General features: G+C 59.2%; 23 protein-coding genes and 1 pseudogene. 9 read left to right on the forward strand and 15 right to left on the reverse strand.

Going from position 1 to position 25,752, the window contains the following annotated elements; all coding sequences use genetic code 11:
* Position 1: 1 nt before the first annotated feature.
* Both AC4ANE_RS15225 and AC4ANE_RS15230 read right to left on the reverse strand, forming a co-directional pair.
* A complete protein-coding gene (locus AC4ANE_RS15225; protein ID WP_029240831.1) occupies positions 2–796 on the reverse strand; it encodes an ABC transporter ATP-binding protein in 795 nt (264 codons plus the stop codon).
* A gap of 5 nt (positions 797–801) precedes the next feature.
* A complete protein-coding gene (locus AC4ANE_RS15230; RefSeq protein WP_002553381.1) occupies positions 802–1,902 on the reverse strand; it encodes an AMP-binding protein in 1,101 nt (366 codons plus the stop codon).
* Positions 1,903–2,182: 280 nt separating this feature from the next.
* On the opposite strand from AC4ANE_RS15230, the gene AC4ANE_RS15235 reads away from it, so the two are divergent.
* A complete protein-coding gene (locus AC4ANE_RS15235) occupies positions 2,183–3,421 on the forward strand; it encodes an acyl-CoA dehydrogenase family protein (protein ID WP_002553380.1) in 1,239 nt (412 codons plus the stop codon).
* A 9-nt stretch (positions 3,422–3,430) separates the two neighbouring features.
* On the opposite strand, the gene AC4ANE_RS15240 is transcribed toward AC4ANE_RS15235, so the two are convergent.
* The 6 genes and pseudogenes from AC4ANE_RS15240 to AC4ANE_RS15265 all read right to left on the reverse strand — a co-directional run.
* Entirely contained in the window at positions 3,431–4,417 is a 987-nt protein-coding gene (locus tag AC4ANE_RS15240) for an ABC transporter permease (RefSeq protein WP_002553379.1), read from the reverse strand.
* The gene (locus AC4ANE_RS15245; RefSeq protein ID WP_002553378.1) at positions 4,414–5,418 is read right to left on the reverse strand and encodes an ABC transporter permease; all 1,005 of its coding nucleotides are present in this window, start codon (positions 5,416–5,418) and stop codon (positions 4,414–4,416) included. The genes AC4ANE_RS15240 and AC4ANE_RS15245 overlap by 4 nt, the downstream gene beginning before the upstream one ends.
* Complete coding sequence (locus AC4ANE_RS15250; protein ID WP_460408383.1) at positions 5,405–6,976, reverse strand: sugar ABC transporter ATP-binding protein; 1,572 nt, start codon at positions 6,974–6,976, stop codon at positions 5,405–5,407. Before AC4ANE_RS15250 ends, AC4ANE_RS15245 begins: the two co-directional genes overlap by 14 nt.
* Positions 6,977–6,991: 15 nt before the next feature.
* Positions 6,992–7,996 (reverse strand): sugar ABC transporter substrate-binding protein, encoded by a 1,005-nt coding sequence (locus AC4ANE_RS15255; protein WP_002553376.1) that lies wholly within the window; start codon positions 7,994–7,996, stop codon positions 6,992–6,994.
* 216 nt (positions 7,997–8,212) lie between these two features.
* Positions 8,213–9,391, reverse strand: coding sequence for a methyl-accepting chemotaxis protein (locus AC4ANE_RS15260; RefSeq protein ID WP_371929229.1), 1,179 nt, complete (start codon positions 9,389–9,391; stop codon positions 8,213–8,215).
* Positions 9,365–9,886, reverse strand: a pseudogene (locus AC4ANE_RS15265) (MCP four helix bundle domain-containing protein); the annotation flags it as partial. The pseudogene AC4ANE_RS15265 and the gene AC4ANE_RS15260, both read right to left, overlap by 27 nt.
* A gap of 162 nt (positions 9,887–10,048) precedes the next feature.
* Between AC4ANE_RS15265 and AC4ANE_RS15270 the strand changes: the two are divergent.
* Positions 10,049–10,480: a VirK family protein gene (locus tag AC4ANE_RS15270; protein ID WP_002553374.1), complete on the forward strand. Its 432-nt coding sequence runs from the start codon at positions 10,049–10,051 to the stop codon at positions 10,478–10,480.
* 321 nt (positions 10,481–10,801) lie between these two features.
* On the opposite strand, the gene AC4ANE_RS15275 is transcribed toward AC4ANE_RS15270, so the two are convergent.
* Entirely contained in the window at positions 10,802–11,254 is a 453-nt protein-coding gene (locus AC4ANE_RS15275) for a DUF3237 family protein (protein ID WP_031597066.1), read from the reverse strand.
* Positions 11,255–11,655: 401 nt separating this feature from the next.
* Here AC4ANE_RS15275 and AC4ANE_RS15280 point away from each other — a divergent pair, with 401 nt between their 5' ends.
* Positions 11,656–12,423 carry a C1 family peptidase gene (locus tag AC4ANE_RS15280; RefSeq protein WP_002553372.1) on the forward strand — a complete coding sequence of 256 codons (768 nt, stop codon included), beginning with the start codon at positions 11,656–11,658 and terminating at the stop codon, positions 12,421–12,423.
* 5 nt (positions 12,424–12,428) lie between these two features.
* On the opposite strand, the gene AC4ANE_RS15285 is transcribed toward AC4ANE_RS15280, so the two are convergent.
* Entirely contained in the window at positions 12,429–13,628 is a 1,200-nt protein-coding gene (locus tag AC4ANE_RS15285; protein WP_460408385.1) for a XylR family transcriptional regulator, read from the reverse strand.
* 182 nt (positions 13,629–13,810) lie between these two features.
* On the opposite strand from AC4ANE_RS15285, the gene xylA reads away from it, so the two are divergent.
* The 6 genes from xylA (at position 13,811) to AC4ANE_RS15315 (ending at position 20,874) form a co-directional block, all read left to right on the forward strand.
* Positions 13,811–15,127 (forward strand): xylose isomerase, encoded by a 1,317-nt coding sequence (gene xylA, locus AC4ANE_RS15290; protein ID WP_002553370.1) that lies wholly within the window; start codon positions 13,811–13,813, stop codon positions 15,125–15,127.
* 139 nt (positions 15,128–15,266) lie between these two features.
* Positions 15,267–16,268: a D-xylose ABC transporter substrate-binding protein gene (xylF, locus tag AC4ANE_RS15295; protein ID WP_002553369.1), complete on the forward strand. Its 1,002-nt coding sequence runs from the start codon at positions 15,267–15,269 to the stop codon at positions 16,266–16,268.
* A 93-nt stretch (positions 16,269–16,361) separates the two neighbouring features.
* Positions 16,362–17,918 (forward strand): D-xylose ABC transporter ATP-binding protein, encoded by a 1,557-nt coding sequence (gene xylG, locus AC4ANE_RS15300; RefSeq protein ID WP_002553368.1) that lies wholly within the window; start codon positions 16,362–16,364, stop codon positions 17,916–17,918.
* Positions 17,919–19,055, forward strand: coding sequence for a sugar ABC transporter permease (locus AC4ANE_RS15305; protein ID WP_460408386.1), 1,137 nt, complete (start codon positions 17,919–17,921; stop codon positions 19,053–19,055).
* 239 nt (positions 19,056–19,294) lie between these two features.
* The gene (locus AC4ANE_RS15310) at positions 19,295–19,585 is read left to right on the forward strand and encodes a CesT family type III secretion system chaperone (RefSeq protein WP_004665222.1); all 291 of its coding nucleotides are present in this window, start codon (positions 19,295–19,297) and stop codon (positions 19,583–19,585) included.
* A 407-nt stretch (positions 19,586–19,992) separates the two neighbouring features.
* Positions 19,993–20,874 (forward strand): hypothetical protein, encoded by an 882-nt coding sequence (locus tag AC4ANE_RS15315; RefSeq protein ID WP_005777017.1) that lies wholly within the window; start codon positions 19,993–19,995, stop codon positions 20,872–20,874.
* 45 nt (positions 20,875–20,919) lie between these two features.
* On the opposite strand, the gene AC4ANE_RS15320 is transcribed toward AC4ANE_RS15315, so the two are convergent.
* The 5 genes from AC4ANE_RS15320 to AC4ANE_RS15340 are packed head-to-tail and all read right to left on the reverse strand — an operon-like array spanning position 20,920 to position 25,711.
* Entirely contained in the window at positions 20,920–21,354 is a 435-nt protein-coding gene (locus AC4ANE_RS15320; RefSeq protein ID WP_002553364.1) for a RidA family protein, read from the reverse strand.
* Between the two features lie 40 nt (positions 21,355–21,394).
* Positions 21,395–22,978 (reverse strand): flavin monoamine oxidase family protein, encoded by a 1,584-nt coding sequence (locus AC4ANE_RS15325; protein ID WP_460408388.1) that lies wholly within the window; start codon positions 22,976–22,978, stop codon positions 21,395–21,397.
* 22 nt (positions 22,979–23,000) lie between these two features.
* Positions 23,001–23,930, reverse strand: coding sequence for an ABC transporter substrate-binding protein (locus tag AC4ANE_RS15330; protein ID WP_044324819.1), 930 nt, complete (start codon positions 23,928–23,930; stop codon positions 23,001–23,003).
* A 28-nt stretch (positions 23,931–23,958) separates the two neighbouring features.
* Positions 23,959–24,744 (reverse strand): amino acid ABC transporter ATP-binding protein, encoded by a 786-nt coding sequence (locus AC4ANE_RS15335; RefSeq protein ID WP_031597061.1) that lies wholly within the window; start codon positions 24,742–24,744, stop codon positions 23,959–23,961.
* A complete protein-coding gene (locus AC4ANE_RS15340; RefSeq protein ID WP_002553360.1) occupies positions 24,737–25,711 on the reverse strand; it encodes an amino acid ABC transporter permease in 975 nt (324 codons plus the stop codon). The genes AC4ANE_RS15335 and AC4ANE_RS15340 overlap by 8 nt, the downstream gene beginning before the upstream one ends.
* Positions 25,712–25,752 lie beyond the last annotated feature (41 nt).

A 25,752-nucleotide genomic window follows, 5' to 3' on the forward strand; every position in this document is an offset into this window, starting at 1 on the left:
TTTATGGTTTCCCGACCGAAGACGAACGACGCGTGCCGAGATACGCAGCGATTACCTGAGGGTTGGCGCGAACCTGCGCGGGTGTGCCGTCCCCGATCTTGCGACCGTAATCCAGCACCACCACATGGTCGCTGAGGCCCATCACCACACCGATGTCGTGCTCGATCAGCACCACAGTGACGCCCAGCTCACGATTGATATCGCGGATGAACTGACTCATCTCGTGCTTCTCTTCGGCATTCATTCCGGCCATCGGCTCGTCCAGCAACAGCAGACGCGGTTCCGCCGCCAGGGCGCGGGCCAGTTCGACACGTTTTTGCAGGCCATAGGAAAGTTTGCCCACCAATGCATGGCGCCACGGGTGGATGCGCAGAAACTCAATAACCCGCTCGGCATGCCGGCGTTGTTCGTCGTCTTCGGCAGGTGCCCGACCGATGCGCAGCATCTGCTCAAGCCAGGTACTGCGCCGTTTGAGATTGCGCCCGGTCAACACGTTGTCCAGCACACTCATGCCCTTGAACAAGGCGATATTCTGAAAAGTACGGGCGATACCGCCCTCGGCCGCCTGGTGCGGACGCATCCGGCGGCGCGTCTGGCCGGCATAAGTAATGGAGCCGCTTTGCGCCTGATACACGCCATTGATGACGTTGAGCAGCGAACTCTTGCCCGCACCATTGGGGCCTATCAATGCGCAGATCTCGCCTGTAGCCACCGAGAAACTGATTGAGGTAACAGCTTTAACCCCTTTGAAAGATAAGGAAATATCTTCAAGTTCCAACAGCGCCACAGGCGCCAGCGCATTCAAGACGGCACACCCAGTAGTGCTGGCGTATGCGGCATATTATCTGCCGGTTCTTGTGGCTGACTGGTTTGGCTCGCTGCCCCCAACCTGATTGGCCTGATACCCAGCGCCGTAAAAAACGCTTCGCTCTGTGGCGTCAGCGCGTCGCCTGCCAGCAATGGTTTAGCCAGCCGACTCATGCCCAACACGTCCAGCAGCGGGCGGCGAATCAACCAATAACCCAGCCAGCGCCGCATGGCACCCGGACCAGGAGCCATCGCCCATTGATAAAGCCGGTGGCTGATGCTGCCTGGTAGCGGCAAGCGCTCCCTTACCCAGAGTTCCAGACGTGCGTAGGACTCGCGAGTGCCCAGCACCAGGGTGGGCCCCAGTTCGCGACGGTCGTTGTCGCGAGTGCCAAGGGCCTCGGGAAAATTCAGGCAAAACCCGGCAACCAGCCAGGGTGCCAACAGATAGCGCGCCTGCCCGCTGGCGGCAAACACTCTGGCGGCCAATGCCTGATCCTGGCTGGAAAGCGCATGCCTTTGCGCCAATTGCCTTGCGTCCGAAAGCAGAACTGCATGACTCAACTGCAGGTCCGGCTGCCAGTCGACAGCGGGAAAGACAAAGGCCGCAGCCCGGCTCTGGCGCGGATCGGCAACGTTGCCAGCCGGTCCGTCCAGCAGTCGGGCATAGTCGATCACCCCGCTGTCATCAGCCTCCGTCAGGCCGCGCTTGTCCAGCAACACGACGATGCCCGGTAAGGCGACGCGCACCTGGAGAAGCGCTTCCAGCCCGTCGACCACTGCAAACTCCGGGGACTGGCCTGCCAGCCACTCGCGGTTATCCAGCGCCGGGTCGAGCAGGCTGACGCTGCCCCCAAGCCAGTGCGCCGCCAGCGTCAACAACAACGCTTCGGCTCGCGCCTCGCTGATAATGAACAGCCTGTCGGCCGGGCCGAACCCGACGCCCTTCAAGGCAGCAGCCAAGCTTCTGACGTCAATGGCCGGCTCACCCCAGCTACGTTTCTGCCAGATACCGAATTGCTTGTAACGCAAGGCCGTCTGTTCAGGGCGGCTTTGAGCCTGCTGTAGCAGCGCCTGGGGCAATGAGTCGCACATGTTGCGCTTCCGTCGATAAAGAATCGATGAAGCCATAGCAGCGAGCGTGCCAGTCTAACAACCTTATTAATATCAATAGGTTGCAACGCCTGAATGAGTTTTGTCACTGTGCGGTTTGCAGACAAGCTGTTGCGCGGCTGTTGCCCGGACAACAGATGAATCCGCCAATTAAAATAAAATCTATAAAAATCAGATAGTTAGATTCAGGCATAAAGCATGCAGAGATCTGCACGAACCCACCCGGCCCATGTGCCGATCTCTTCGCGTTCAGGAGTACCGCATGACTCAATCAACCTGCTCAAACCCTCTCTCGCTGGGCACCGATTACGAAACTCTGGCCAACCGGTTCCGGCCGATTTTCCGCGAGATCGGCGCTGGCAACGTCGAACGCGAGAAAGCCCGCGCCCTGCCCTATGAACCGATTGCCTGGTTGAAGAAAGCCGGTTTCGGCGCTGTGCGGGTACCCGTCGAATACGGCGGTGCGGGTGCTTCGGTGAGCCAGCTGTTTCAACTGCTGATAGAACTGGCCGAAGCCGACTCGAACACTCCGCAAGCCTTGCGAGCGCATTTCGCCTTTGTCGAAGACCGCTTGAATGCACCACCCGGCGCCGACCGTGACACATGGTTTGCACGCTTCGTGGCTGGGGATCTGGTCGGCAACGGCTGGACCGAAGTAGGGGCAGTGAAAATCGGCGATGTGATAACCAAAGTCAGCCCTCAAGGCGATGGCTTCGTGCTTAACGGCACCAAGTTTTACAGCACCGGCAGCATTTTCGCCGACTGGATCGATGTCTACGCCCAGCGCGCCGACACTGGAGCCGATGTGATTGCGGTGGTGGATGCCAGGCACGCAGGCGTGCGTCACAGTGACGACTGGGACGGGTTTGGCCAGCGCACCACCGGCAGTGGCACCTCGGTGTACGACAATGTGCCGCTGCCTGCCGCACATGTCATCCCGTTCGAGCAGCGTTTCAAATACCAGACGGCGTTCTATCAGCTGGTGCTGCTGACGGTGCTGGCAGGTATTGGCCGAGCCGTCGAACGCGACATCGCGCATGAAGTGCGCGACCGCAAGCGCATCTTCAGCCACGGCAATGCGGGCAGCGTCAGCCAGGACTCACAGGTGCAGCAAGTGGTCGGGCAGATCTCCTCTCAGGTCCACGCCGCCGAAGCGGCCACCCTGCGTTCTGCCGAGCCTTTGCAACGCGCTTATGTGGCACGCTTCGGCAATAATCCACAGCAGGAAAAAGACGCCAACATTGCCGCGGAAATCGAGACTGCCAAGGCGCAGGTCATTGTGTCGGAACTGGTGCTGCGCTCTGCCACCGAGCTGTTCAATGCGCTGGGCGCGTCAGGCGTCAGCGTCAACAAGGCGCTGGATCGCCACTGGCGTAATGCTCGCACAGCGGCATCGCACAATCCGCTGATCTACAAGGCGCGCATTGTCGGTGACTGGCGCATCAATGGTACCGAGCCGCCTTTTGTCTGGCAGATCGGCAGCGGTACCGGCAAAGCCTGAGGCGTAAGGTTACGCCGCGTTACGCAACAGGTGGCGACTGGCAAAGCTGAACGCCAGCACCAGAAAGATCAGCACCCCGGTCGCCACCTGCTGCCAATAGAAGTTCCAGCCGATCAACAACAAACCATTGGCGATGACGTTGATGAACAGCACGCCCAATAACGTCCCGACAATGTTGGCACGCCCATGGCGACTCAGCGTCGTGCCGATGAACACCGCGCCAATGGCGTTGATCAGGTAGGCATTGCCCGACATCGGCACGTAGGCGTTGACCGTGGAGCTGAGCAGGATACCGGCGACCGCGCAGGCCAGAGCGCTGGCGACAAACACCTGTACGGCAATGCGCCGGGTAGAAAGCCCCGAGTAATACGCCAACTGCGGCTGAGTCCCCAGCGCAAGCATTTCCCGCCCCAGACGCCCGCGCGCCAGCACCAGCCCGTAAAAACCCGCCAGTACCCCGACCACCAGCAGCGGCAATGGCACGCCCAGAATCAGCACACCGCTGATGCCCGGCAACGCGCCCTGAGCGATGTAGATCGGTTGGCCACCGTCGGATAACAGCTGCTGCACGCTGGTGCCGATAAACAACGTACCCAGCGTCGCCAGAAACGGCGAAATACGCAGCCCGGCGATCAGCGTTGCATTGAACGCGCCCGCCGCGCCGCCTGCCAGCAAGGCCACCGCGATGGCCGCACCCAGACCGTGCCCGCCATTAAGCGTGACGACAAAGCCGAGGCTGGCAAAGTCCAGCGCTGTTCCGACCGACAGATCGATGCCGCCGGCAGCAACTGCCCAGGTCATACCGACGGCCACAATGGCCAGCAACACAAAATTATTCAGCACCAGGCTCGACAGGTTGCCCCAGCTCAGAAATCCCGGTGCATTGATGGCGAAAAACAGCAGGATGATCAGCACCAACAGCGGCAGGACCGCAGGCAAAAGGCGCGGCAGGAATTTCACCCGTGTTGAAGAAGTGTTCAGGGTCAGCGTATTCATTGTTCACCCTCCCGGCGGCCCAGCGCCCCGGAAAATGCCACCACCAGCAGGATCAGCAGGCCTTGAACGCCATTGACCCAGAAATTGGAGATGTTCAGCAATTGAAAGCCATTGATCAGAAAACCCAGCAGCAACGTCGCCAGCAAGGTGCCAGGAATGTTGGCGGTCAGGCGCCGCGAGAACACCACACCGAGAAAGGCAATCGCCACCACTGACAGCAGCATGTCGCCGGAGCCGGTGGTGCTGCCACTGAAAAATGCAGCAGAGCAGAACGCCGCAATGGCGGCGCAGCCACCGGCAATCAGGTAGCTGGCGAACACATGGCCCTGCAGATTCAGGCCGGCAGCAGTTGCCGCTTGCGGGTATTCACCGATGGCATACAGGCGCAGGCCAAACGCGCTGTGCTGAATCAGCAGCCACAACAGCGCTGCAACACTCAGCAACACCCACGCCAGCGCCGGAATGCCCAGCCAGACGCCGGAAGCCAGACTGTCCAGCAGCGCGGAATCGGTAGCCAGTACGGTGTTCTGAGTCAGCACCAGCTCCAGACCTGCAATCAAATTCATGCTCGCAAGTGTCGCCAGCAACGGCGGCAAGCGTAAAAACACCACTGCCAGACCATTGAGCGCGCCAACCAGCAGACCACAGGCGAGCGTCAAACCAATCGCTTGCCATGCTTCGAAACCGGCGTTGTTCAGACTGCTGTAAACGGCTGCGCACAGACCGAGATTGGCCGCCAGCGAGAGGTCCAGCCCGCCGCTGACAACGTTGGAGCCACCGCCGATGACCACACATGTCAGGCCCAGCGCCAATATGCCCAGCACGGCTGACTGGGCGAACACGTTGCTGATGTTACCGATGCTGAGAAAGTTGGGCGCGCTGACCGCAAAGCCCAGCAGTATCGCCAGAAATACCAGCAACGAACCGCGCTGTGCCAGCCGCACCAGCCAGCGTTGCGAGGGATCGCCGACCTGAATGACTGATGTTTCAAGCGTGGACATGGCGGGTCTCCTGGAGAGTATTTTTACCGTCATGACGGCTTTCGCTGGCACCGGTGGCGCAGGCCAGCAACTGGTCACTGTCGGTGCTCGACGAATCGAATTCGCCCGCAATACGCCCCCTGTGCAGCACCACAATGCGCTGGGTGATGCCGATCAGTTCCGGCAGATCCGACGACAGCACCAGCACTGCTGCACCGCCTTCGGCCAGCCGGGCAATCAGCCGGTAGATTTCCACCTTGGCACCAATGTCGACACCCACACTGGGCTCATCCAGCAGGTACAACGTCGAGTGTCGAATCAGCCATTTGGCCAAGGCGACCTTTTGCTGGTTGCCACCACTGAGCAATTGAACCGCCGCATCATGGTCTGAGGTCTTGATCGCCAGTTCACCGATCAGGCGCTGGCTTTCCCTTGACTGCGCAGCACCGTCGAGCAATCCCCAGCGGCTGAAGCGCCCGAGGCTGGCCAGGGTAATGTTCTCCAGCACCGAAAGCGCTGGCGCTACGCCATGCGTGCGGCGCTCTTCGGGGACCAGCGCGATACCGTTGCGCACCGCATCACGAGGGGATTTCAGTTGCAACGGCTGACCGTTCAACAGCAAGCCGCCGCGATCCGGCTTGAGCAGCCCGAACAGGCTCTTGAGCAGTTCCTTGGCACCCGAGCCGACCAGCCCGGTCAGGCCCACCACCTCGCCACTTCGCACGCTCAGGTCAACGCCGTTGTAAAAGCGCCCTGCTCCCAGCCCGTTCAATTGAAGCACTGGCGGGCCGGGCTGCGTCTGCGCCCGGAAATATTGCTCACCCACGTCACGATTGACCATCAGCCGGGCGATCTGCGCGGTGCTGACAAGCGCGGGATCAACCACCGCCACATCGCGTCCATTGCGCAGCACGGTGACCTGATCACACAACGATTCGATTTCCTGCAGGTAGTGGGAGATGTACACAATGGTCAGACCGTCATCGCGCAAGCGCCGGACAATCGCCAACAACCGGTCCACCTCCTGTTTGACCAGTGACACACTCGGCTCATCGAACACCAGCACCTGCGGTTTGGCCAGCAGTGCGCGAGTGATCTGCAATATCTGTCGCTGCGCGCTGTCCAGATCGCGTACCAGCGCCCCGCTCGGCAGGCGCATGGCAAAATAATCATCCAGCAACCGGGCCGCTTCGCGCTCCTGAGCGCGTCGATCGACGAACAGACCGCGTTTGATTTCCTGCCCGAAAAACAACGCCTCGCCGACGCTGAAGCTGCCCGGCAGCAAGCGCTCCTGATGAATGAAATGCACGCCCGCGGCTTCAATCTGGCGCGGAGTAAAGCTGTCGAACTGCTGGCCATGAATGCTCAAGCTGCCCGCATCGGCGCGATGGATACCGGCGAGGACCTTGATCAGGGTTGACTTGCCTGCGCCGTTTTCGCCAACCAGCCCATGAATCGTTCCGGCCTCGACCCGCAGGTTGACCCCATCCAGTGCCTGAGTGGCACCAAAGCGCTTACTGATGCCCTGCAAGTGCAAGGCCGCCGTTGCCCTCGTAACGTCTGCAATCGCTGCTCTCATGGTCGATCTCCTGCGTCAGTTATCACCCCTGAGTTCCTGCACTTGCGGCAGGTTGGCGGCCGTGGTCAGCAAGGTCGGCACCTGAGTATCTTTGGGCAGGTCGCGTTGCCCGGCCAGGTAGCGAGCGACGTTCTGCACCGCGGTCTTGCCGATCAGGGCCGGCTGCTGCGCAACCACCGCACCAATCGGCGAGTTCTCACGGCGCACCAGCTCAAGCACTTCCGGGGTGCCGTCGACGCCATAGGTCTTGATTTCAGCTCTTCCGGCGTCGATCAGTGCCTTGCTGGCACCCAGCTGGGGAATGTCCCAGGCCGCCCAGATCGCCGAAACACTGCCTTTGGGATACTTGTTAAGCAGTGCCGAGACTTGCGAGTAAGCGTCTTGAACCGTGTTGGGAATGACGTCACGCAACTCCGGCTCGATGATTTTCAGTTCCGGATGATCCTTGATCGCCAACTTGAGCTGGTCGTAACGAATGGCACACACCGGCACACCATAAAAGCCGTTGAATACCAGCACGTTGCCCTTGCCACCCGCGTCTTTGATCAGTTGCCCGGCCAGTGCCTTGCCGGTGGCAATATTGTCCGAGGTGGTGTTGTTGAGGCTGTATTGCGAAGGTGCATCGATGGTGAATAGTGGAATCCCCGCCTTGCTGATGCGCTTGAGCCAGGGGTCGATAACGCTGAGTGTGCCCAGGGTCTGAATCACCGCGTCGGGTTTTTGCGTAACCACGGTCTGCAGTTGATTGACCAGGTTCTTGTCGTTGCGACCTGCATCGAGCGTTATAGGCGTGCCGCCCAGGCGCTTGACCTCATCCACCTGCGCCTGAAACGTCTTGATATCGAAGTAGTGACTGGTACCGGTCATGCTGATCGCGATGCGCTTGCCCGCCAGCGAAGGTACATCGCTTTCATCGGCATATGCCGTCGCGACAAGGCTGGTGGCCAACACGGTCAGCGCCAGGGCGCGCCCTATTGCACGCAGGCGGGTTGGCTTATAAATCGGGACGGCATCAGGCATTCGGGTGGCTCCGCTGGCTCAGGAAAACAATCCTGATCAGCAGTGCACAGGTCATGCCCAAAGCCCTGCGGTTACGCTGGCAACGGCGCAGAGCCTGGCTTGCAGGCTATTGCGCCGAATTGCGTCTAGGCTGATAGCCGACGCTTCAGACCCAAGGCGGCGAACACATTGTCGATTCGCTGTTGTCCGGGCAACAGCAAGGTCATGCCTGACTGCTTAGCTAAGCTTGAACTGCCTAAGGGTAGTAGTCAGATCACTCGCCAGTTCGGCCAGAGACTGACTGGCACTGCCGGTCTGGCCGGTGCGCACTGCCGACTGCGCCGACAAGTCACGGATTCGTACCAGGTTGCGATCCACTTCGCGCGCGACCAGCGCCTGCTCCTCAGAAGCGCTGGCGATCACCGTATTTCGCTCATCGATGACCATGACCGAACTGGCGATACTGGCCAGCACGGCGTTGGCCGACTCGGCCTGCTGTTTGGTACGTTGGGCCTGCTCGGTACTGACTTCAAGCGCCACCAGCGTGCTCTTGGTGCCCTGCTGGATGTGCCCGATCATGGTCTCGATCTCACGGGTCGACTCGCTGGTGCGATGAGCCAGCGCGCGAACTTCGTCCGCAACTACGGCAAAACCCCGCCCGGCATCGCCAGCCCGTGCCGCCTCGATGGCGGCATTGAGGGCCAGCAGGTTGGTTTGCTCGGAGACTGCGCGAATAACATCCAGGACCTTGGTGATATCCAGCGTGCGGGTTGCCAGCGCCTGCGCCTCGACCGACGCGGTGCCGACATTGCGGGTCAGTTCAAGGATCGACTGAACGGTTTGATTGAGCTCTTCCTGACCTTCGCGGGCCGACACCGAAGAGGCTTTGGATTCTTCCGAGGTGGCCACCGCATTTCGCGCTACTTCGTCGACCGCCTGGCTCATCTCGGTAACGGCGGTGGCGGCCATTTCTATCTCGCTGTTCTGCACCACAAGATCAGCGTTGCTGTTGACCATCAGCACACTCATTTGCTCTGTGGCCGAGGCCAATTGGTGAGCGGCATCGCCGACCTGGGTCAGGGTCTGGCTCAGATTGCCGCGCATGCGCTCCATTGATTGCAGCAAAAGGGCCGCTTCATCAGTGCCCTCACGGTTGATTGCGCTGGGACGCAGGTCGCCCGCAGCAATGGTTTCCGAGCTGTGCAGCGCCTGACTGATCGGCACTGCCAGACTTTTGGTCAGGCGCCAGGCGAGCAATACGGTCAGCAACACCATCAGAAACATAACCCCCTGAGTGACTATCAGGGCGTTTTCATACACCGACGTCGCTGCAGCGCTGGATTCGGCTTCGGAGTCATCATTGATCTTTTCCAGCTTGCCAAGGGCGGCTTCGATACTTTCCGCCATGGCCTTCATCTCGCCCCAGACGAGCGACCTTCCGGCCTCTGCCTGATTCTCGTTGATCAGCGTATAGACCTTTTCGGCACGCTCGATGTAGCCCTGATAAGTGCTCTTCAGACCCTCTACGAGCGCGCGCTCTTCATCATCGGTGATCAGCGGGTCGTAGGCCTCTACGGCCTTTTGGAAACCGGCCTTCCTTTCAAGGAACTCGTTGTGAGCCTGAGCTACCTGCGCAAGATCATGCGTGGCAAGCATTTTGGCCACGGTGGTGCGGGTTTTCTCGACCGCCAGGGCAATATCGTCACCCAGCGCAATCCCTGGAAGCGCGTCGTTTTCGATTTCAAGCGATTGCTCACGAATACCGTGCAATTGCTGAATGCTAAAAATACCAAGCCCGAACACCAGCACCACCATCAACGCAAAGCAGGCGGAGGTCCGCGCGGCTATTTTCAGCTGTCTCAGCATGTTCAATCCCCTTCCCGTGGCTGACGAATAAATTAGCACCGTCATTTCTATCGGCTGATCGAGAAAAAGAATGAAGAACGTCGAATCAGAGCAGTGCCACTGCTATTCAGGGCCCACTTCAAGGAAACCTTATGGTAGGTTTCGCGACGCTCGATAACCACGAGATGACGGTCTTTTCAACCTTCAGACTGACTTACTGGAGTTGCCATGAAACATTATTACGCTGCCGCATTACTTGCCCTTGCACTGCCCGGTGCTGCTCACGCTGGCGACGCGCTGGTCAGCTACCCCGCTATCGTCCAGGCGTTGAACACCGGAGAGTCGGTCGCTGTGGCGATTGATCTTGGGCAATGCAAGTCTTCGGTCGCGGGTGCCGAGCCGTCCAAAACCAAAGGCGGCAAACGCATCGATGCCTACCGCATCACTCCCGACGGCACCCTCGCGTTCTCGGACAGCCACTTCACCCTCGATCGCGATAACAAGCCCATCGAGCAGTTCATTCGCTACCAGATACGCTCTAATGGCAGTGCAGTATTCAGCATGACGACGCTGAGTGTTCCCGGCTACCAGCAGGTCGGCAATCCGGTGAGTTATGAATGCGCGATCGGCAAAGGACTAAGCTTTTTTGCCAGCCAGTAACGGTCACGCCACAACCAAATGAACCAGACATATATCCGGCGTGGGCGACAGACCGTCCTCACGCCCTTGAAAGTAACGCTTGAATTGCTTATTGGTGGACAATTTCGAGCACGTCAAACCCGATTGATAAACTGAGAATGGTTGAACCCAGCCTGCACGCAAGCCGCCCTGTCAGACTGACCAGTCTCTGGTTATATACATAACCAGCAAAAATGATTTAAACGCCATCACGCCGACCCGCCAAGTGTCAGCGACAAGGTTTATACCTTGATAACACACTTGACACTTGCTTTCACACCCACGCGCTTCTTTGAAGGCTCTCTATATCTCGTTAACCTGATAAATACTGACACGCAGGCGGTCATCCCCGGCTTTTATATTTAATCTGCCGACGTACAGGTTTCTCAGCAGGTAATCATGAGCGCCGGAAGGAACGCTGAACTGTTTGCTGCACGTGCACCGACAGCGCGATTCGGAGAATGGCGCGCGGTCCGTTTCATCGAAGGCCACGAGCCCTTCTCCGACGACATCTATCTTTATTCCGTCGTCAGTCAGCAAGGTGTAGTACAGGCTGAATCGTGCAAGGCTGTCATCCTGGGGCACGAGAAAAAGGCTACCTCCCGGAAGAACCTGCCCCTGCAATCGATCGCCGTTAAATTCTCCTCCCAGTATCTCACCGCTGCTGCGTTGCCCTCGTTGAGGGTTACAAAGCGCTTGCGGCTTATCGATACGCAGGTGAGCAGCCAGTATTTCATGCAGTTGCATCGTCTCCATCCCTCTACCCCTCATCTTGCATGCGGTGGCTCGCGCCTGCCCATAACTGTACCGAGGTGTTTCTTTTAGCCCGGACATCGCATGCTGTCAATTTAAATGTACCGACTGGTACGCTTATGAGGCTTAGGATAAGCGTCTGTAAAGCAGTATCGTTTTGCCACTTTCGATAAATCTCTGTGGCTCGTACCCAGCGCGGAAAAAAGCGGAAATTCTATTCCGCAAGTTCATTTAAAAATTGATTCACATGGCCTATTACTCAACTAACAGTACTGGCCAAATGAGCCCACTCGGCCAACTCATAGCTCACTACTTACTAAATGAAGTTTAATCCGCGCCTGCCAAAAACCTGTTTACATGAGGACTGTCAACTTTTCCGACAGTGTCTTACAAGGAGATACGAAATGACCTATACCGTGAAACAGTATGGATGGATTCGCGATCTGCCTGATCATCGAGATCATCTTTATGCGGCCCCCACAACGGCGCTGGCGGCGCTCCCACACATGGTTGATCTGCGTCCCCATTGCCCGCCCGTATACGACCAGGGCCAACTGGGCAGTTGTACCGCGAACGGTATTGCCGGAGCGATTCAGTTTGATCGCATGAAGCAAAAGCTGACGCCAGCATTCGAGCCCTCGCGGTTGTTTATCTACTACAACGAACGGGTCATTGAGCATACCGTCGATTCGGACAGCGGCGCGATGATCCGCCACGGAATCAAAAGTGTAGCGGAGCAAGGTGATTGCCCTGAAAAAGAGTGGCCTTATGACATTGAAAAGTTCGCTGTCAAACCTCCGGCTGCCTGCTACAAGGACGCTAGAAAATACAAAGCGGTGTCCTACCAGAAGGTTGCGCAAAACCTCAACCAGATGAAAGGCTGCCTGGCGGCAGGCTATCCGTTTGTCATTGGTTTTTCCGTCTACGAGAGCTTTGAAAGCAAGAAAGTCGCCCAGACCGGTCATGCCCCGATGCCGGGCCCTCACGAAAAAATGCTCGGAGGGCACTGCGTGTTGGCGGTGGGTTACAACGATGCCCATCAGCATTTCATCCTGCGCAACTCATGGGGCACTGGCTGGGGCATGGAAGGCTACTTCACCCTGCCGTACAGCTATCTGCTGGATGAAAATCTGTCCACCGACTTCTGGACGATAAGGGTCGTGGCTGCCTGACCTTCTCAGGCACCTGGGCATTGCACTGCCGCATTGACACCTTGCAGGTACTCTCGCGGCGTGCAACCAAATTCCCGGCGAAAGACCGTATGCAGGTATTGCGCCGACCGGAAACCACAATCGCGTGCGATGTCGGCAATTGCGCAGTCCGTATTTTGCAGCCCGTGTGCGGCAGCGGCCAGTTTGAAACGCAGGATCTCGTCATGCACGCTACAGCCCCGCACCCGGCGAAAATGCGCTTCCAGCGACGAGCGCGAAACGCCCACGTACGCGGCTACCTGAGCGGTCTTGATGCCTTGGCACGCGTACTGCCGGATAAACAGCAACGCCTGCATGACATACGGGTCCCCCAACGGTTGGTGCAGACTCGAAGCCTGTACGTTGACAGCGTCCGGCGGTATCAGAATGTGGGTGCCGGAAGACGGCATGCTATGCAACATCTGGTGCAGCAGGCGCGCGGCGGTTCGGCCCATTGTGTCGGTGCCTTGAACCACCGAGCTCAGCGGGACACGCGTGAGGGTTCTGGTCAACGGATCGTTGTCGATGCCGATCAGCGCCACTTGTTCAGGCACGGCAATTCCGGCAGTCAGGCAGGCCTGCAACAACTGACGGGCGCGGGCATCTGTCACGGCAATGATCCCGATAGGCTTGGGCAGGCTTTGCAGCCAGGCGATCTGCTGTTCCACAGCGCTGTCCCAGAGCGGTGCACTGGTGCCCAGGCCGCGATAAACCTCGGCGTGCAGGCCGTCGCGCTGCAGCAGTCGACGAAAGGCCTGCTCGCGCTCCTGCGCCCAGCGATTGGCCTGAGCCTCAGGCAGACTGAAGCAGGCAAAGCGGGTCAGCCCGGCCACTATCAAATGCTCGTAGGCGGCCTTGATCAAGGCGTGGTTGTCGGTCGCGACATAGGGAATGCCCTTCGGGTAGGCGCGCTGATCCTGATAGGAACCGCCTACCGCCACCACCGGCAGCCTGATGCCAGCCAATGCCTCGCCAATCAGCGGGTCGTCGAAGTCGGCAATGATCCCGTCACCCTGCCAACGCTCGATGCCTTTCAGGCGACAGAGAAAATCTTCCTCCAGAAACAGATCCCAGGACACCCGGGTACTGCTTAGGTAGTTGCCGATGCCGCTGATGATGCCGCGGTCATAGATTTTGCTGCCGTTGAACAACAGTGCAATACGGTGAACGGGGGGTACGGTTTTCATTATTTTTATGCCGGTTTTTTATATTGATTCGATAAGCACTACATCGCTCAACACAGACTAGGCCCGCAAAGGACCAATCTCAATACTCAAAATCGCACTGCGCGTTGACGATTTTCATAATCAGCAGGCCTGGGGCCGTTGCTAGTATCGAGGCATCGCCAAGAACAATAAGGAAAACGCAGATGCCGTACTTCCCCGCCGTCGACAAGGTTCGCTACGAAGGCCCTGACAGCGACTCGCCCCTTGCCTTTCGTCACTACGATGCCGACAAACTGATTCTCGGCAAACCCATGCGCGAGCATTTGCGCATGGCGGCCTGCTACTGGCACACGTTCGTCTGGCCGGGCGCCGACATGTTTGGTGTCGGCACTTTCAAGCGTCCATGGCAAGGTTCCGGGGACCCGCTGGAGCTGGCTATCGGCAAGGCTGAAGCAGCTTTCGAGTTTTTCTCCAAACTCGGCATCGACTACTACAGCTTCCATGACACCGACGTGGCACCGGAAGGCAGCTCGCTCAAGGAGTATCGCAACAACTTCGCGCAGATGATTGATCAGCTGGAGCGTCATCAGGAGCAAACCGGGATCAAGCTGCTGTGGGGCACCGCTAACTGTTTCAGCAACCCGCGTTTTGCCGCAGGGGCCGCCAGCAATCCGGACCCTGAAGTATTTGCCTACGCCGCGACTCAGGTGTTCAGTGCCATGAACGCCACCCAGCGACTCAAAGGGGCCAACTACGTCCTGTGGGGCGGTCGTGAAGGCTACGAAACCCTGCTCAATACGGACCTCAGGCAGGAGCGCGAACAGTTGGGCCGCTTCATGCGTATGGTGGTCGAGCACAAACACAAGATTGGCTTCAAAGGCGACTTGCTGATCGAGCCCAAGCCGCAGGAGCCCACCAAGCATCAGTACGATTACGACAGTGCTACGGTGTTCGGTTTTCTGCAGCAGTACGGTCTGGAAAAAGAGATCAAGGTCAACATCGAAGCCAACCACGCGACCCTGGCCGGACACAGCTTCCACCACGAAATTGCCACAGCAGTCTCGCTGGGGATCTTTGGCAGCATCGATGCCAACCGCGGCGACCCGCAGAACGGCTGGGACACTGACCAGTTCCCCAACAGCGTCGAGGAGATGACCCTCGCCACCTACGAGATTCTCAAGGCCGGTGGTTTCACCAATGGCGGCTACAATTTCGATTCCAAGGTCCGTCGTCAGAGCCTCGACGAAGTCGACCTGTTCCACGGCCACGTTGCCGCCATGGACGTGCTCGCCCTGGCGCTGGAGCGCGCTGCGGCGATGGTGCAGAACGATAAGCTTCAGCAGTTCAAGGACCAGCGCTACGCAGGCTGGCAGCAGCCGTTTGGCCAATCCGTACTGAGCGGAGGTTTCAGTCTCGCTTCGCTGGCCGAGCATGCGTTCGCCAACGACCTCAACCCACAAGCCGTCAGCGGTCGGCAGGAATTGCTTGAAGGAGTGGTCAACCGCTTTATCTACTCCTGAAGCAAGGCTGAACGGACGCCGCAGTGACATTCTCACGACAAATCTGTGCCCGCGGCGTCCGACAACGTTCTACAGTTGCACCGGCATTACGCTGCACATCATTAAGTGTCTTTCGAACAACAATAAAAGGACGCACCCTATGAACACCCTGAAACGCACGCTGCTTGCCAGCGCTCTGGCCTTGCTGTCCCTGCCGGTCATGGCCGACTCCGCCCACCCGAAAATCGGTTTTTCCATTGATGACCTGCGTCTGGAACGCTGGTCACGCGACCGTGATTACTTCGTTGCGGCAGCGGAGAAACTGGACGCCAAGGTCTACGTACAGTCGGCGGATGCCAACGAGCAGAAACAGATATCGCAGATCGAAAACCTCATCTCTCGCGGCGTCGATGTGCTTGTCATCGTGCCGTTCAACGCAACCGTGCTGACCAATGCCGTTGCCGAAGCCAAGAAGGCCGGGATCAAAGTGGTGTCTTATGACCGGCTGATCCTCAACGCCGAGATCGATGCTTACATCTCCTTCGATAACGAAAAGGTCGGCGAAATGCAGGCCGGCGGCGTGCTGAAAGCAGCCCCCAAGGGCAACTACTTTTTGCTGGGCGGCGCACCCACAGACAATAACGCCAAGATTCTGCGCGAAGGTCAGATGAAGGTGCTGCAGCCAGCCATCGACAAGGGCGATATCAAAATCGTCGGCCAACAGTGGGTGAAGGAATGGAACCCCACTGAAGCCCTGAGCATTGTTGAAAATGCCCTGACCCGAAATAACAACAAGATCGATGGCATCGTTGCTTCCAACGACGCCACCGCCGGGGGCGCGATTCAGGCGCTGGCCGCACAGAAACTGGCCGGCAAAGTGCCTATCTCGGGGCAGGATGCGGACCTGGCGGCGGTCAAGCGGGTCATTGATGGCACCCAGACCATGACCGTCTACAAGCCGCTGAAGCTGATTGCCAGCGAAGCCGCCAAACTGTCGGTGCAACTGGTGCGCAACGAGAAGCCTGCCTTTACCGCGCAGTACGACAATGGCAGCAAGAAAGTCGACACCATCCTGCTGACCCCGACACCGTTGACCAAGGACAGCATCGACCTGCTGGAGAAAGACGGGTTCTACACCAAGGCGCAGATGGGCGGCCAGTGAGCTATCGATAATCAGTCGATAGAAAGCCTGGGCCTGTGCAGCACGGCTGCGCAGGCTCAGGCACGCCCTTGGATCCCCGTGTGAGCCTGTGCCATGTCCGACTATCTGTTGCAAATGAACGGCATCGTCAAAACCTTTGACGGCGTCAAAGCCCTGAACGGCATTGACATAAAGGTCCGGCCCGGTGAATGCGTCGGCCTGTGCGGCGAAAACGGCGCGGGCAAGTCCACGCTGATGAAGGTGCTGTCAGCGGTTTACCCCTACGGCACCTGGGACGGCGAGATCCTCTGGGATGGTAACCCCCTCAAGGCGCAGTCAATCAGCGAAACGGAAGCAGCCGGTATCGTCATCATTCATCAGGAACTCACGCTGGTGCCTGACCTGTCGGTGGCCGAAAACATCTTCATGGGTCATGAACTGACGCTCCCGGGTGGGCGCATGAACTACCCGGCCATGATCCATCGCGCCGAAGTGTTGATGCGTGAGCTCAAAGTGCCAGACATGAACGTGGCTCTGCCGGTTTCCCAGTACGGCGGCGGTTATCAGCAACTGGTGGAAATCGCCAAGGCACTGAACAAGAAAGCTCGTCTGTTGATCCTCGACGAGCCGTCCTCGGCCCTGACCCGCTCGGAAATCGAGGTGCTGCTGGACATCATTCGTGATCTGAAAGCCAAGGGCGTGGCGTGCGTGTACATTTCGCACAAACTCGATGAAGTGGCGGCCGTGTGCGACACCATTTCGGTGATCCGCGATGGTAAGCACATCGCCACCACCGCAATGTCGGACATGGACATCCCGAAGATCATCACCCAGATGGTCGGTCGCGAAATGAGCAACCTTTACCCCACCGAACCCCATGAGATCGGCGAGGTGATTTTCGAGGCGCGAAACATTACCTGTTACGACGTCGATAACCCCGGACGCAAACGGGTCGACGACATTTCGTTTGCTCTCAAGCGCGGGGAAATTCTCGGCATTGCCGGGCTGGTAGGCGCGGGTCGCACCGAACTGGTGTCCGCTCTGTTCGGTGCCTACCCGGGCCGATATACCGGCGAAGTGTGGCTGGACGGCCAACCTGTCGACACGCGCACGCCGCTCAAATCAATCCGCGCCGGCCTGTGCATGGTCCCGGAAGACCGTAAGCGTCAGGGCATTATTCCGGACCTGGGCGTTGGTCAGAACATCACCCTCGCGGTTCTCGATACCTACTCGAAAATGACCCGCATCGATGCCGAAGCCGAGCTGGGCAGCATCGACCGGGAAATCTCGCGCATGCACCTCAAGACGGCCAGCCCGTTCCTGCCGATCACCAGCCTGTCCGGTGGCAACCAGCAGAAAGCCGTGCTGGCGAAGATGCTGCTGACCCGCCCGCGCGTTCTGATTCTCGACGAACCGACCCGTGGCGTCGATGTGGGTGCCAAGTACGAGATCTACAAGCTGATGGGCGCGCTGGCGGCCGAAGGTGTGTCAATCATCATGGTCTCTTCGGAGCTGGCCGAAGTACTGGGAGTCTCCGACCGTGTGCTGGTGATTGGCGAAGGCCAGTTGCGCGGCGACTTCATCAACCATGAACTCACTCAGGAACAGGTGCTCGCCGCTGCGCTCAGCCACCCCGATGCCCCTGACAATAATGCCCGGAAGACCGCATAGATGAACCAGGTCAAACAGTTCTTCACCCGCTACAAAATGCTTGCGCTGGTGATTGCCATCGCAGTGATCTGGCTGTTCTTCAGTTGGCAGACCGATGGAGGGTTTCTGACCCCGCGCAACCTTTCCAACCTGCTGCGGCAGATGTCCATCACCGGCATTCTGGCTTGCGGCATGGTATTGGTGATCATCAGTGGCGAGATCGACCTGTCGGTGGGTTCATTGCTGGGCCTGCTCGGGGGGCTGGCGGCGATTCTGGATGTGGTTTACCACGTGCCGCTGCTGGCCAATCTGAGTCTGGTGGCCCTGTGCGGCTTGATGATCGGTCTGGCAAACGGCTACATGACGGCCTACCTGCGTATTCCCTCCTTCATTGTCGGGCTGGGCGGTATGCTGGCCTTTCGCGGCATTCTTCTGGGGATTACCGGCGGCACGACCATCGCCCCGGTATCGCCTTCGCTGGTCTACGTCGGCCAGGGATATTTGCCGCACTCTGTCGGTACAGCGCTTGGCGTACTGTTGCTGGCCCTGACGCTGTTCCTGACCTGGAAACAACGGCGCAATAGAGCCCTGCACGGGCTGGCGGCACATTCGATGATCCGTGATGTGTTACGCGTGGTATTGATCGGCGCTGTGTTGGGCGGGTTTGTCTATGTGCTCAACAGCTACGACGGAATCCCCGTTCCGGTATTGCTGTTGCTGGTCCTGCTCGGTATGTTCAGTTATGTCACCAGCCAGACGGTTTTCGGACGGCGCGTCTATGCGGTGGGCAGCAACATGGAAGCCACGCGGTTATCCGGCATCAACGTACAGGCCGTAAAACTGTGGATCTTCGGCATCATGGGCGTCATGTGTGCCTTCGCCGGGCTGGTCAATACCGCACGCCTGGCTGCAGGCTCTCCCTCGGCCGGCAACATGGGCGAACTGGACGCCATTGCCGCCTGTTTTATCGGCGGCACGTCCATGCGCGGCGGCTCGGGCACTGTCTACGGTGCCCTGCTTGGCGCGCTGGTCATCACCAGTCTCGATAACGGCATGTCCATGCTCGACGTCGACAGTTACTGGCAGATGATCGTCAAGGGCGGCATCCTCGTGCTGGCGGTGTGGGTGGACGTGAGCACACGGGCCGGACGGCGGTGATTCGCAGAAGTCAGAGGTTGTGCTGACCACTTTATTCTGGAGTTGCCGGTCTCGACAGTTCCCACAGGTTAATCGAGATACCGGGAACCACAGCGTGCGTTCCAGCCACTCACCGTCGATATGGTTTTCTACGGATACTGGCAATGAACTCATCCTCCACTCTACAAAAGCTGCTTGATAGGCGTGGTCAGGCGGCCAACGGAAATTCTGCGACACAGGCCGTACAGTGGCAGGAAGGAATGAACCTCACACTGCATGTGAACGGCGATAGCCTCACGATGTTGGCAGAGATCATCGATCTGCGTGCCGACCCTCAGGACGACATCCTCTTGCGCAAGCTGCTTGCCCATGCTTTTCCGGGCCTGCGGCTACGACGCGGCGCGTTGACCATCAACCCGGACGAGAACACGTTGGTGTATTCCTACGAGCATGACTTTCTCGCACTGGACAAGACCCGATTCGAAAATCTGCTGGCTAACTTTGCCGAAACAACGCAGGAGTTGCGTAACACCGCGCAGCGCCTGCGTTAGCGCTGAGGACAGAGCCCATGTTGAACAAGCCGACGTTGAACGGGATTGCCCCTACCGCACAAGCCGCTGCTTCCCATGCCGTCGAGGGCCCCACAAGCCCCACGCCAATGCGACTGGATGCAGCGCAAGGTCAGCGACCACTGCCACCGATGGACGCGCCATCGTCGTTACGCCTACGAGCGTCCGGCACATCGTCAGGTGGAGAACCGCAGGCGGCTCAGGAAAACTCAGGCAGCGCGGCTGCAGACAACAATGGAGCTGCACGCGCTCGGCGAGAGCCGGGGATTGATCCAGTCAGGCTTTTTGTGAAACTGATGGTAGGAACCCTTGCGCTCTCGACAGGATGTCGATTGACAAGGCATCCGGATGATTTTGCAAAAGATCCTGGAGGCAGTATATGGGCGGCCATGAGTTTAAAGCATCGCTCTTCTCAGAACGATCTGGATCAGGGAAACAGAACGGTTCTGGAGCGTTACGGCGCCTACATTCCCAAAGACAGTAACTGTTTCAAAGCAAAGGCAGACGTCACTCACGACATTCCCCCTGGCGTCGCAGGTCAGTGGAACGTTAAAACCCGTCAGGTGAAGCTGAACCCCAACATTGCGCTTGAAAGTCACCCGGCCGAGGTCGCAGGGCACGAGTTCATACACTGTTACACCCACCCGGAGTTCAGGGGTCGTCACATTGATCATCGGCACTGGAAAGCCTTGAACGAAGGCCTGACCACTCATCTGACGGAAAAACTACCCACGCCGAAACGCCTCTTGCCTATCCCTCTGGCCAAAGACCCTTATCACGGTTTCAAACTGGCCACAGGAGACTCATGGCCCGCTGCGGCGAAACGTATTGAAGGTGCTGTCGGCGAAGATACGCTGCTGAAAGCGTTCTTCGGCGGCGACGATGACGCCATCAGTGAAGTCGCCAAAGCCGCTGCCCAGATCTATCCCCGGCTTGCGTCAAGCCGCACCGAGCAGGAGTTGTACAGAGCCGGAATGATGCGCGGCTCGCAGCAATTGGCTGAGTGTTATGCCGGTGCCTTGCTCGCCAGCGGTCAGCCTTTGCCCGAGAGCTGGTCACGCAATATGCTCCCGGTGTTCAGTTTCTCGGACATGCAACCCGAGCAGGCGAAAAAGGCGCAATTGCAAGCAGAGCAGAGCCAGGAGCGAATGGGCATCATATTTGATGCGGCATTTTTCTCACCAGACCTGAAGACCCAACGACAGGCATTGGGCATGCTGCGCGAAGATCTACTGATGCACTGGGAAAACGTTGTGCCCGATAAAGGCTGACCCATCGAAGCCCTCGCTTTAAAGGCTACCGGGAAGGAAAGGTGCTCAAGCCTGCCTGGCCGCTACCGCTTCCACTTCGATCAGCGCACCGGGCAACGGCAGCGCCACCACCTGCAAAGCGGTGCGCGCAGGTTTCAAGGGTTGCTCGGGGGTGCCGAAAAACTGCGTGTAACCGGCCTGCAGGCCTGCAAAGTCAAGCTTGCCGCCGGTTTCCTCGGCCCCCACCAGAAACACCCGCAACTGCACGATATCGCCCAGATCAAGGTCCTGTTGCCGGAGGATATTGCGCAGTTTGTTGAACACCGAAACGCTCTGCACTTCAGTGTTGCCATAGGCGGCAGGCGTACCCGCCGGAGCGTGTGGGTCGGCAAGGTCGGGCAAAGTGCCGCTGATGAACACCAGAATGGCCGAGGCAGGCACAGTCACGGTTTGCGAGATTGGAAAATCGCCGACGCTGGTACGTTGAATGCTGTCGCTCATGGTGTCACTCCTCAATGGATGTTGATGCTGCAATAAAGGCTCAGGACGCCGTGAGGGCCGCCGTCTGTCGTTGCTGGATAACCCGCTCGGCCAGTTGCCCGACCACATGGCGCGCCGAATTGGCGGCTGATTCCTGCCAGATACCCACGCCGCTCTGCACCAGCCCGTCGCCAGCGAAGTAAACCCGGCCATGAGGTTCATCCAGCAAGGCGCTGGCGTCGGCCGGGAAATGTTCGCGTTGCAGCCACGGGCCTTCGCTGTAAGGAATCTGCTCCCAGGACACGGCCAACGGGTTACGCAGGTGATGCGAGTAACCGGGATGCAGCAGTTCGACCGCCTCTCTGGAGGCTGCGTATTGCGCCTCGAACGGTTTCGCGCCGAACACGTCGGCACCCTCCCCGGTCACGTAACCGGCGACGAGCAGGCCATCGCGGGTGTTCAAGTCATTGCTCGGGTACCACAGCAGGCGCGCCGGATGGTCGATCCAGGACAACCCGCCATAGGTGCGGTAATCGGTTTCCCAGAAGCGCGGGGATTGCCACGCCACCTTGGTCGCCTGATCGTTGCGGGTGCTCAGCAAAGCAGCCTTGACCGGCTTGCTGAAGTCGGTATCCAGCCTGGCCAGCAACGGCAACGGCAGGGTCGAGACCAGGTAATCGGCGCGTACTACCTGTTCGCGGCCGCTGTGTCTGTCGTGATAGGTGACCGCCACACCGTCTTCCAGTTGACGAATCTGGCGCACCTGCGCGCCCAGTTGCACCTGTTCAGTGAGGCGCTGGTAAAAGGCGTCGGTGATGCGGTCCATACCGCCGACCGGCTGAAACATGGTCGCCGAGAACTCGGGAAACTCAGTGTGCAGCAGCGCGCCCCACAGCTCGGGATGCAGCAGGCGCTCCAGCCCTACCGGCTGCGCACTGGTCGGCAATGCCCCCGGATGCGAGAGCGACTCCTGATGTCCGGAACGCAGGCTGCCCTCATAAGCCAGTTCCTGCGAGAGGTCGCCATACACCTGCAAAAACGCTAACAGGCGCTGACGCTCTTCGCCGCTCAACACATCGTCCAGAGCATCGCGCTGCACCGCCGTGGCCAGTAGACCCGAGAGGTGGCCGCGGGCGTCGTTGATAGCCTGGCCGACAGTGAACGTGGGCTGTTGCAGGTCCGGGCGGACCTGAGCGCCATGGCTGCTGTTGACCAGCACTTCAAGCGGCACCCCCAGCTCGCTGCAATAGTCGAGCAGCGTGCGGTGCTGGCTGGGAATCCGCGCTGGCCCGGCATTGAAATACAGCCCGGGATCAAAGCCCACGGTCTGCGTGCGACCGTCCTTGTAGTCCACCTGATCGCCGCTGCGCAACGTCCAGTTGCGGCCGCCCACTCGATCACGGGCCTCCAGCACTTGCACGGTAAACCCTGCCCGCGTCAATTCCAGCGCAGTCACCAGCCCGGCGATTCCGGCACCCAGCACCAGTACGCGAGTGCCCTGCCCCAGCCCGCTTCCGAGTTTAAGAGGTTTTGGCCGCCGGTGTGATGAAGGCCCCAGCCCCAGTACCGCAAGCGCGTCCTTGACGGCTTTTTCGCCACCTACCGCAGCAATGCTGGAAAGTGCTTCACGTCGTGTCAGTCCCATGTCATTTGCTCCCTTGAAGGCCTCAATCCGGTAAGCCGGGCGGGTTGATCAGCGACTTGTCGACGCGCTCCACATCCAGGCCCCAGCGCTGCAACACTTGCTCGTACTGCCCGCCGGCAATCGCGCCTTCAAGGGCGGTATGAATCGGTTTGACCAGACCGTTGTCCTTGCGCGTGGTCACGGCGATATCAGCCTGCAGTGGCCAGCCGCCGTTAACCGTGCCGACCCGCTTGATGCCTCCGGTGATGGCGGCCGAGTAGGCATACACCGAATTGGGCCCGAACAGCGCATCACTGCGCCCCGACTGAATGGCAAGCTGCGCAGCCGCCTGATCATCGAAATACTGCAACAGCGCAGGCTTGATACCAGCCTTTTCGTTAGCCTCGTTCCACACCAACAGGACCTTTTCCTGATTGGTGCCGGAGCCGACGATGATCTTCAGCCCCGCGATGTCCGACGCCTGTTTTATCTCGCTGATTTTGCTGTTGGTCTTGACATAGAAGCCCAGGACATCCTGGCGGTAGGTGGCGAAATCGAAGCGTTTCTTGCGCGCTTCGGTCACGGTGACGTTACTGATGACTGCGTCGTATTTGCCCGAACTGACGCCCAGTGGCCAGTCCTCCCAACTGGTCTGCACCACGTTCAATTGCAGGCCCAGGCTGTCCGCCACCAGTTGCGCGGTGTCGGCCTCGCTGCCGATGGTGGTCTTGTCATCATTGGCCAGCAGCGCCAGGGGCGGCCCCGCCACACCGGAGACGGCCACGGTGAACTTGCCTGGCTGGGCAAACTTGAAGCCCGCCGGGATCTGCGCAATGGCCGCTTCGTTGCGCGGTACATGAATGCGTTGCCGGTCAGGACTGAGGTCGACCGGTTGCGCGGTGGAAGCAAAAGCACTTTGCGCCACGCTGACGGCTATCGTCAGCAGGGCTACGCGGGCGGTATTCACTAGCATCAGCAATCACTCCTTGAAAGCGGGAAATTCACAGCACCTTGCCGAGAAAGGCAGCGGTGCGAGGGTGTCGGGGTTGGTGGAACACTTGTTCCGGGGGGCCTTGCTCAATCAACTGGCCATCGCAGAGAAACACCACGTGATCCGCCACTTCCCGGGCGAAGCCGATCTCGTGGGTGACGACCACCAGCGTGACACCCAGTTGCGTGAGCCCTTTGATGACATCCAGTACCTCGCCGACCAGCTCGGGGTCGAGGGCTGAGGTAGGTTCATCAAACAGCAGCACCTTGGGGTCCAGCGCCAACGCACGGGCAATGGCGACGCGCTGTTGCTGGCCTCCGGAAAGCTGGCGTGGGTAAGCGTCCACTTTGTCTGCCAGGCCAACCCTGGCCAGCAGTTCACCTGCTCTTGCCTGCGCCTCGGCCTTGCTCCAGCGTTTATGGGCCAACGGTGCTTCAGCAATGTTTTCCCAGGCAGTGAGGTGCGGGAACAGGTTGAAATTCTGGAATACGAAGCCGACCTCGATGCGCCGCTTGAGGATTTCGCGCTCCTTGAGCTCATAGAGCAGATCACCCTTGCGCCGATAACCAACGTAGTCGCCGTCGATGGTGATGTAACCGCTGTCGATCTTTTCCAGGTGGTTAATGGTGCGCAACAGCGTGGACTTGCCCGAGCCGGACGGCCCGAGAATCACCGTGACCTTGCCCGGCTCAATGCTCAGGTCAATATCCCTGAGCACCTGCTGGCTGCCAAAGCGTTTGCCCACGCCCTGGATCTGAATGCGCCCTGCGCGCACGGGTGCAGAGGCTTCACTCATGATGCTTCTCCTTCAACCAGCCGCGCACTCGCTGCAAGGGCGTGGGCGGCAAAACACGCGCCGTGCCACGAGCAAAGTGTCGCTCGACGTAGTACTGCGCGCTGGTCAACAGCGTGGTAATGATCAGATACCAGACAGTGGCAACAATCAGCAGCGGAATCACCGCTTGGGTACGGTTGTAGATGACCTGCACGGTGTAAAACAGCTCAGGCAAGGCCAGCACGTAAACAATGGAAGTGCCTTTGACCAGGCCGATGATTTCGTTGAAGCCCGAAGGCAGGATCGAGCGCAGTGCCTGGGGCAAAATGATGCGGAAAACCCGACGCGAAGCCGGCAAGCCCAGGGCTGCGGCGGCTTCATGCTGGCCAGCATCGACACCGATCAGCCCGCCACGAATGATTTCTGCGGTATACGCCGCCTGCATCAGGCTCAAGCCCAGGACCGCCACGGTGAATTGACTGAGCACGTCGACCGTTGACCATTCGGCGAAGACCAGATCGGTAAACGGCACACCCAGTACGATGTGGTCGTACAGGTAGGCGAAGTTGTAGAGAATGATCAACACCAGCAGCGCCGGCATCGAGCGGAAAAACCAGATGTAGCCCCAGGCCAGCGCCGCCAGCAGCGGTGAGCCCGACAGGCGTGCCAGCGCCAGCGCCGTGCCGAGAATGATGCTGAACACGGTGCTGAGCAGTGTCAGCAACAACGTCTGGGCCAGGCCGCGCAGCACTGACGGCGAGAAGAACCATTGCCCGAACACGCCCCACTCCCAGCGCGGATTGGTCGCCAGCGAATGCACGATGGCGACCAGCACCAGTGCAGCGAATATCGACCCCACCCAGCGACCGGGATGCCGGGCGGGTACTACTTGCAACGCCTTGATCGGTGGTTGTGCTACCCGGCTCTGGCGCAGCGGGTAACGGCTGGTCTCGTCGATGAAGTCATAGGGTTTGGCGACAGTGGGCATGCTTGTTCCTCGCACTCAATAGGGGTTTTCAGGTGCTGGCC

The organism is Pseudomonas sp. Pme6b (genome assembly GCF_058129925.1).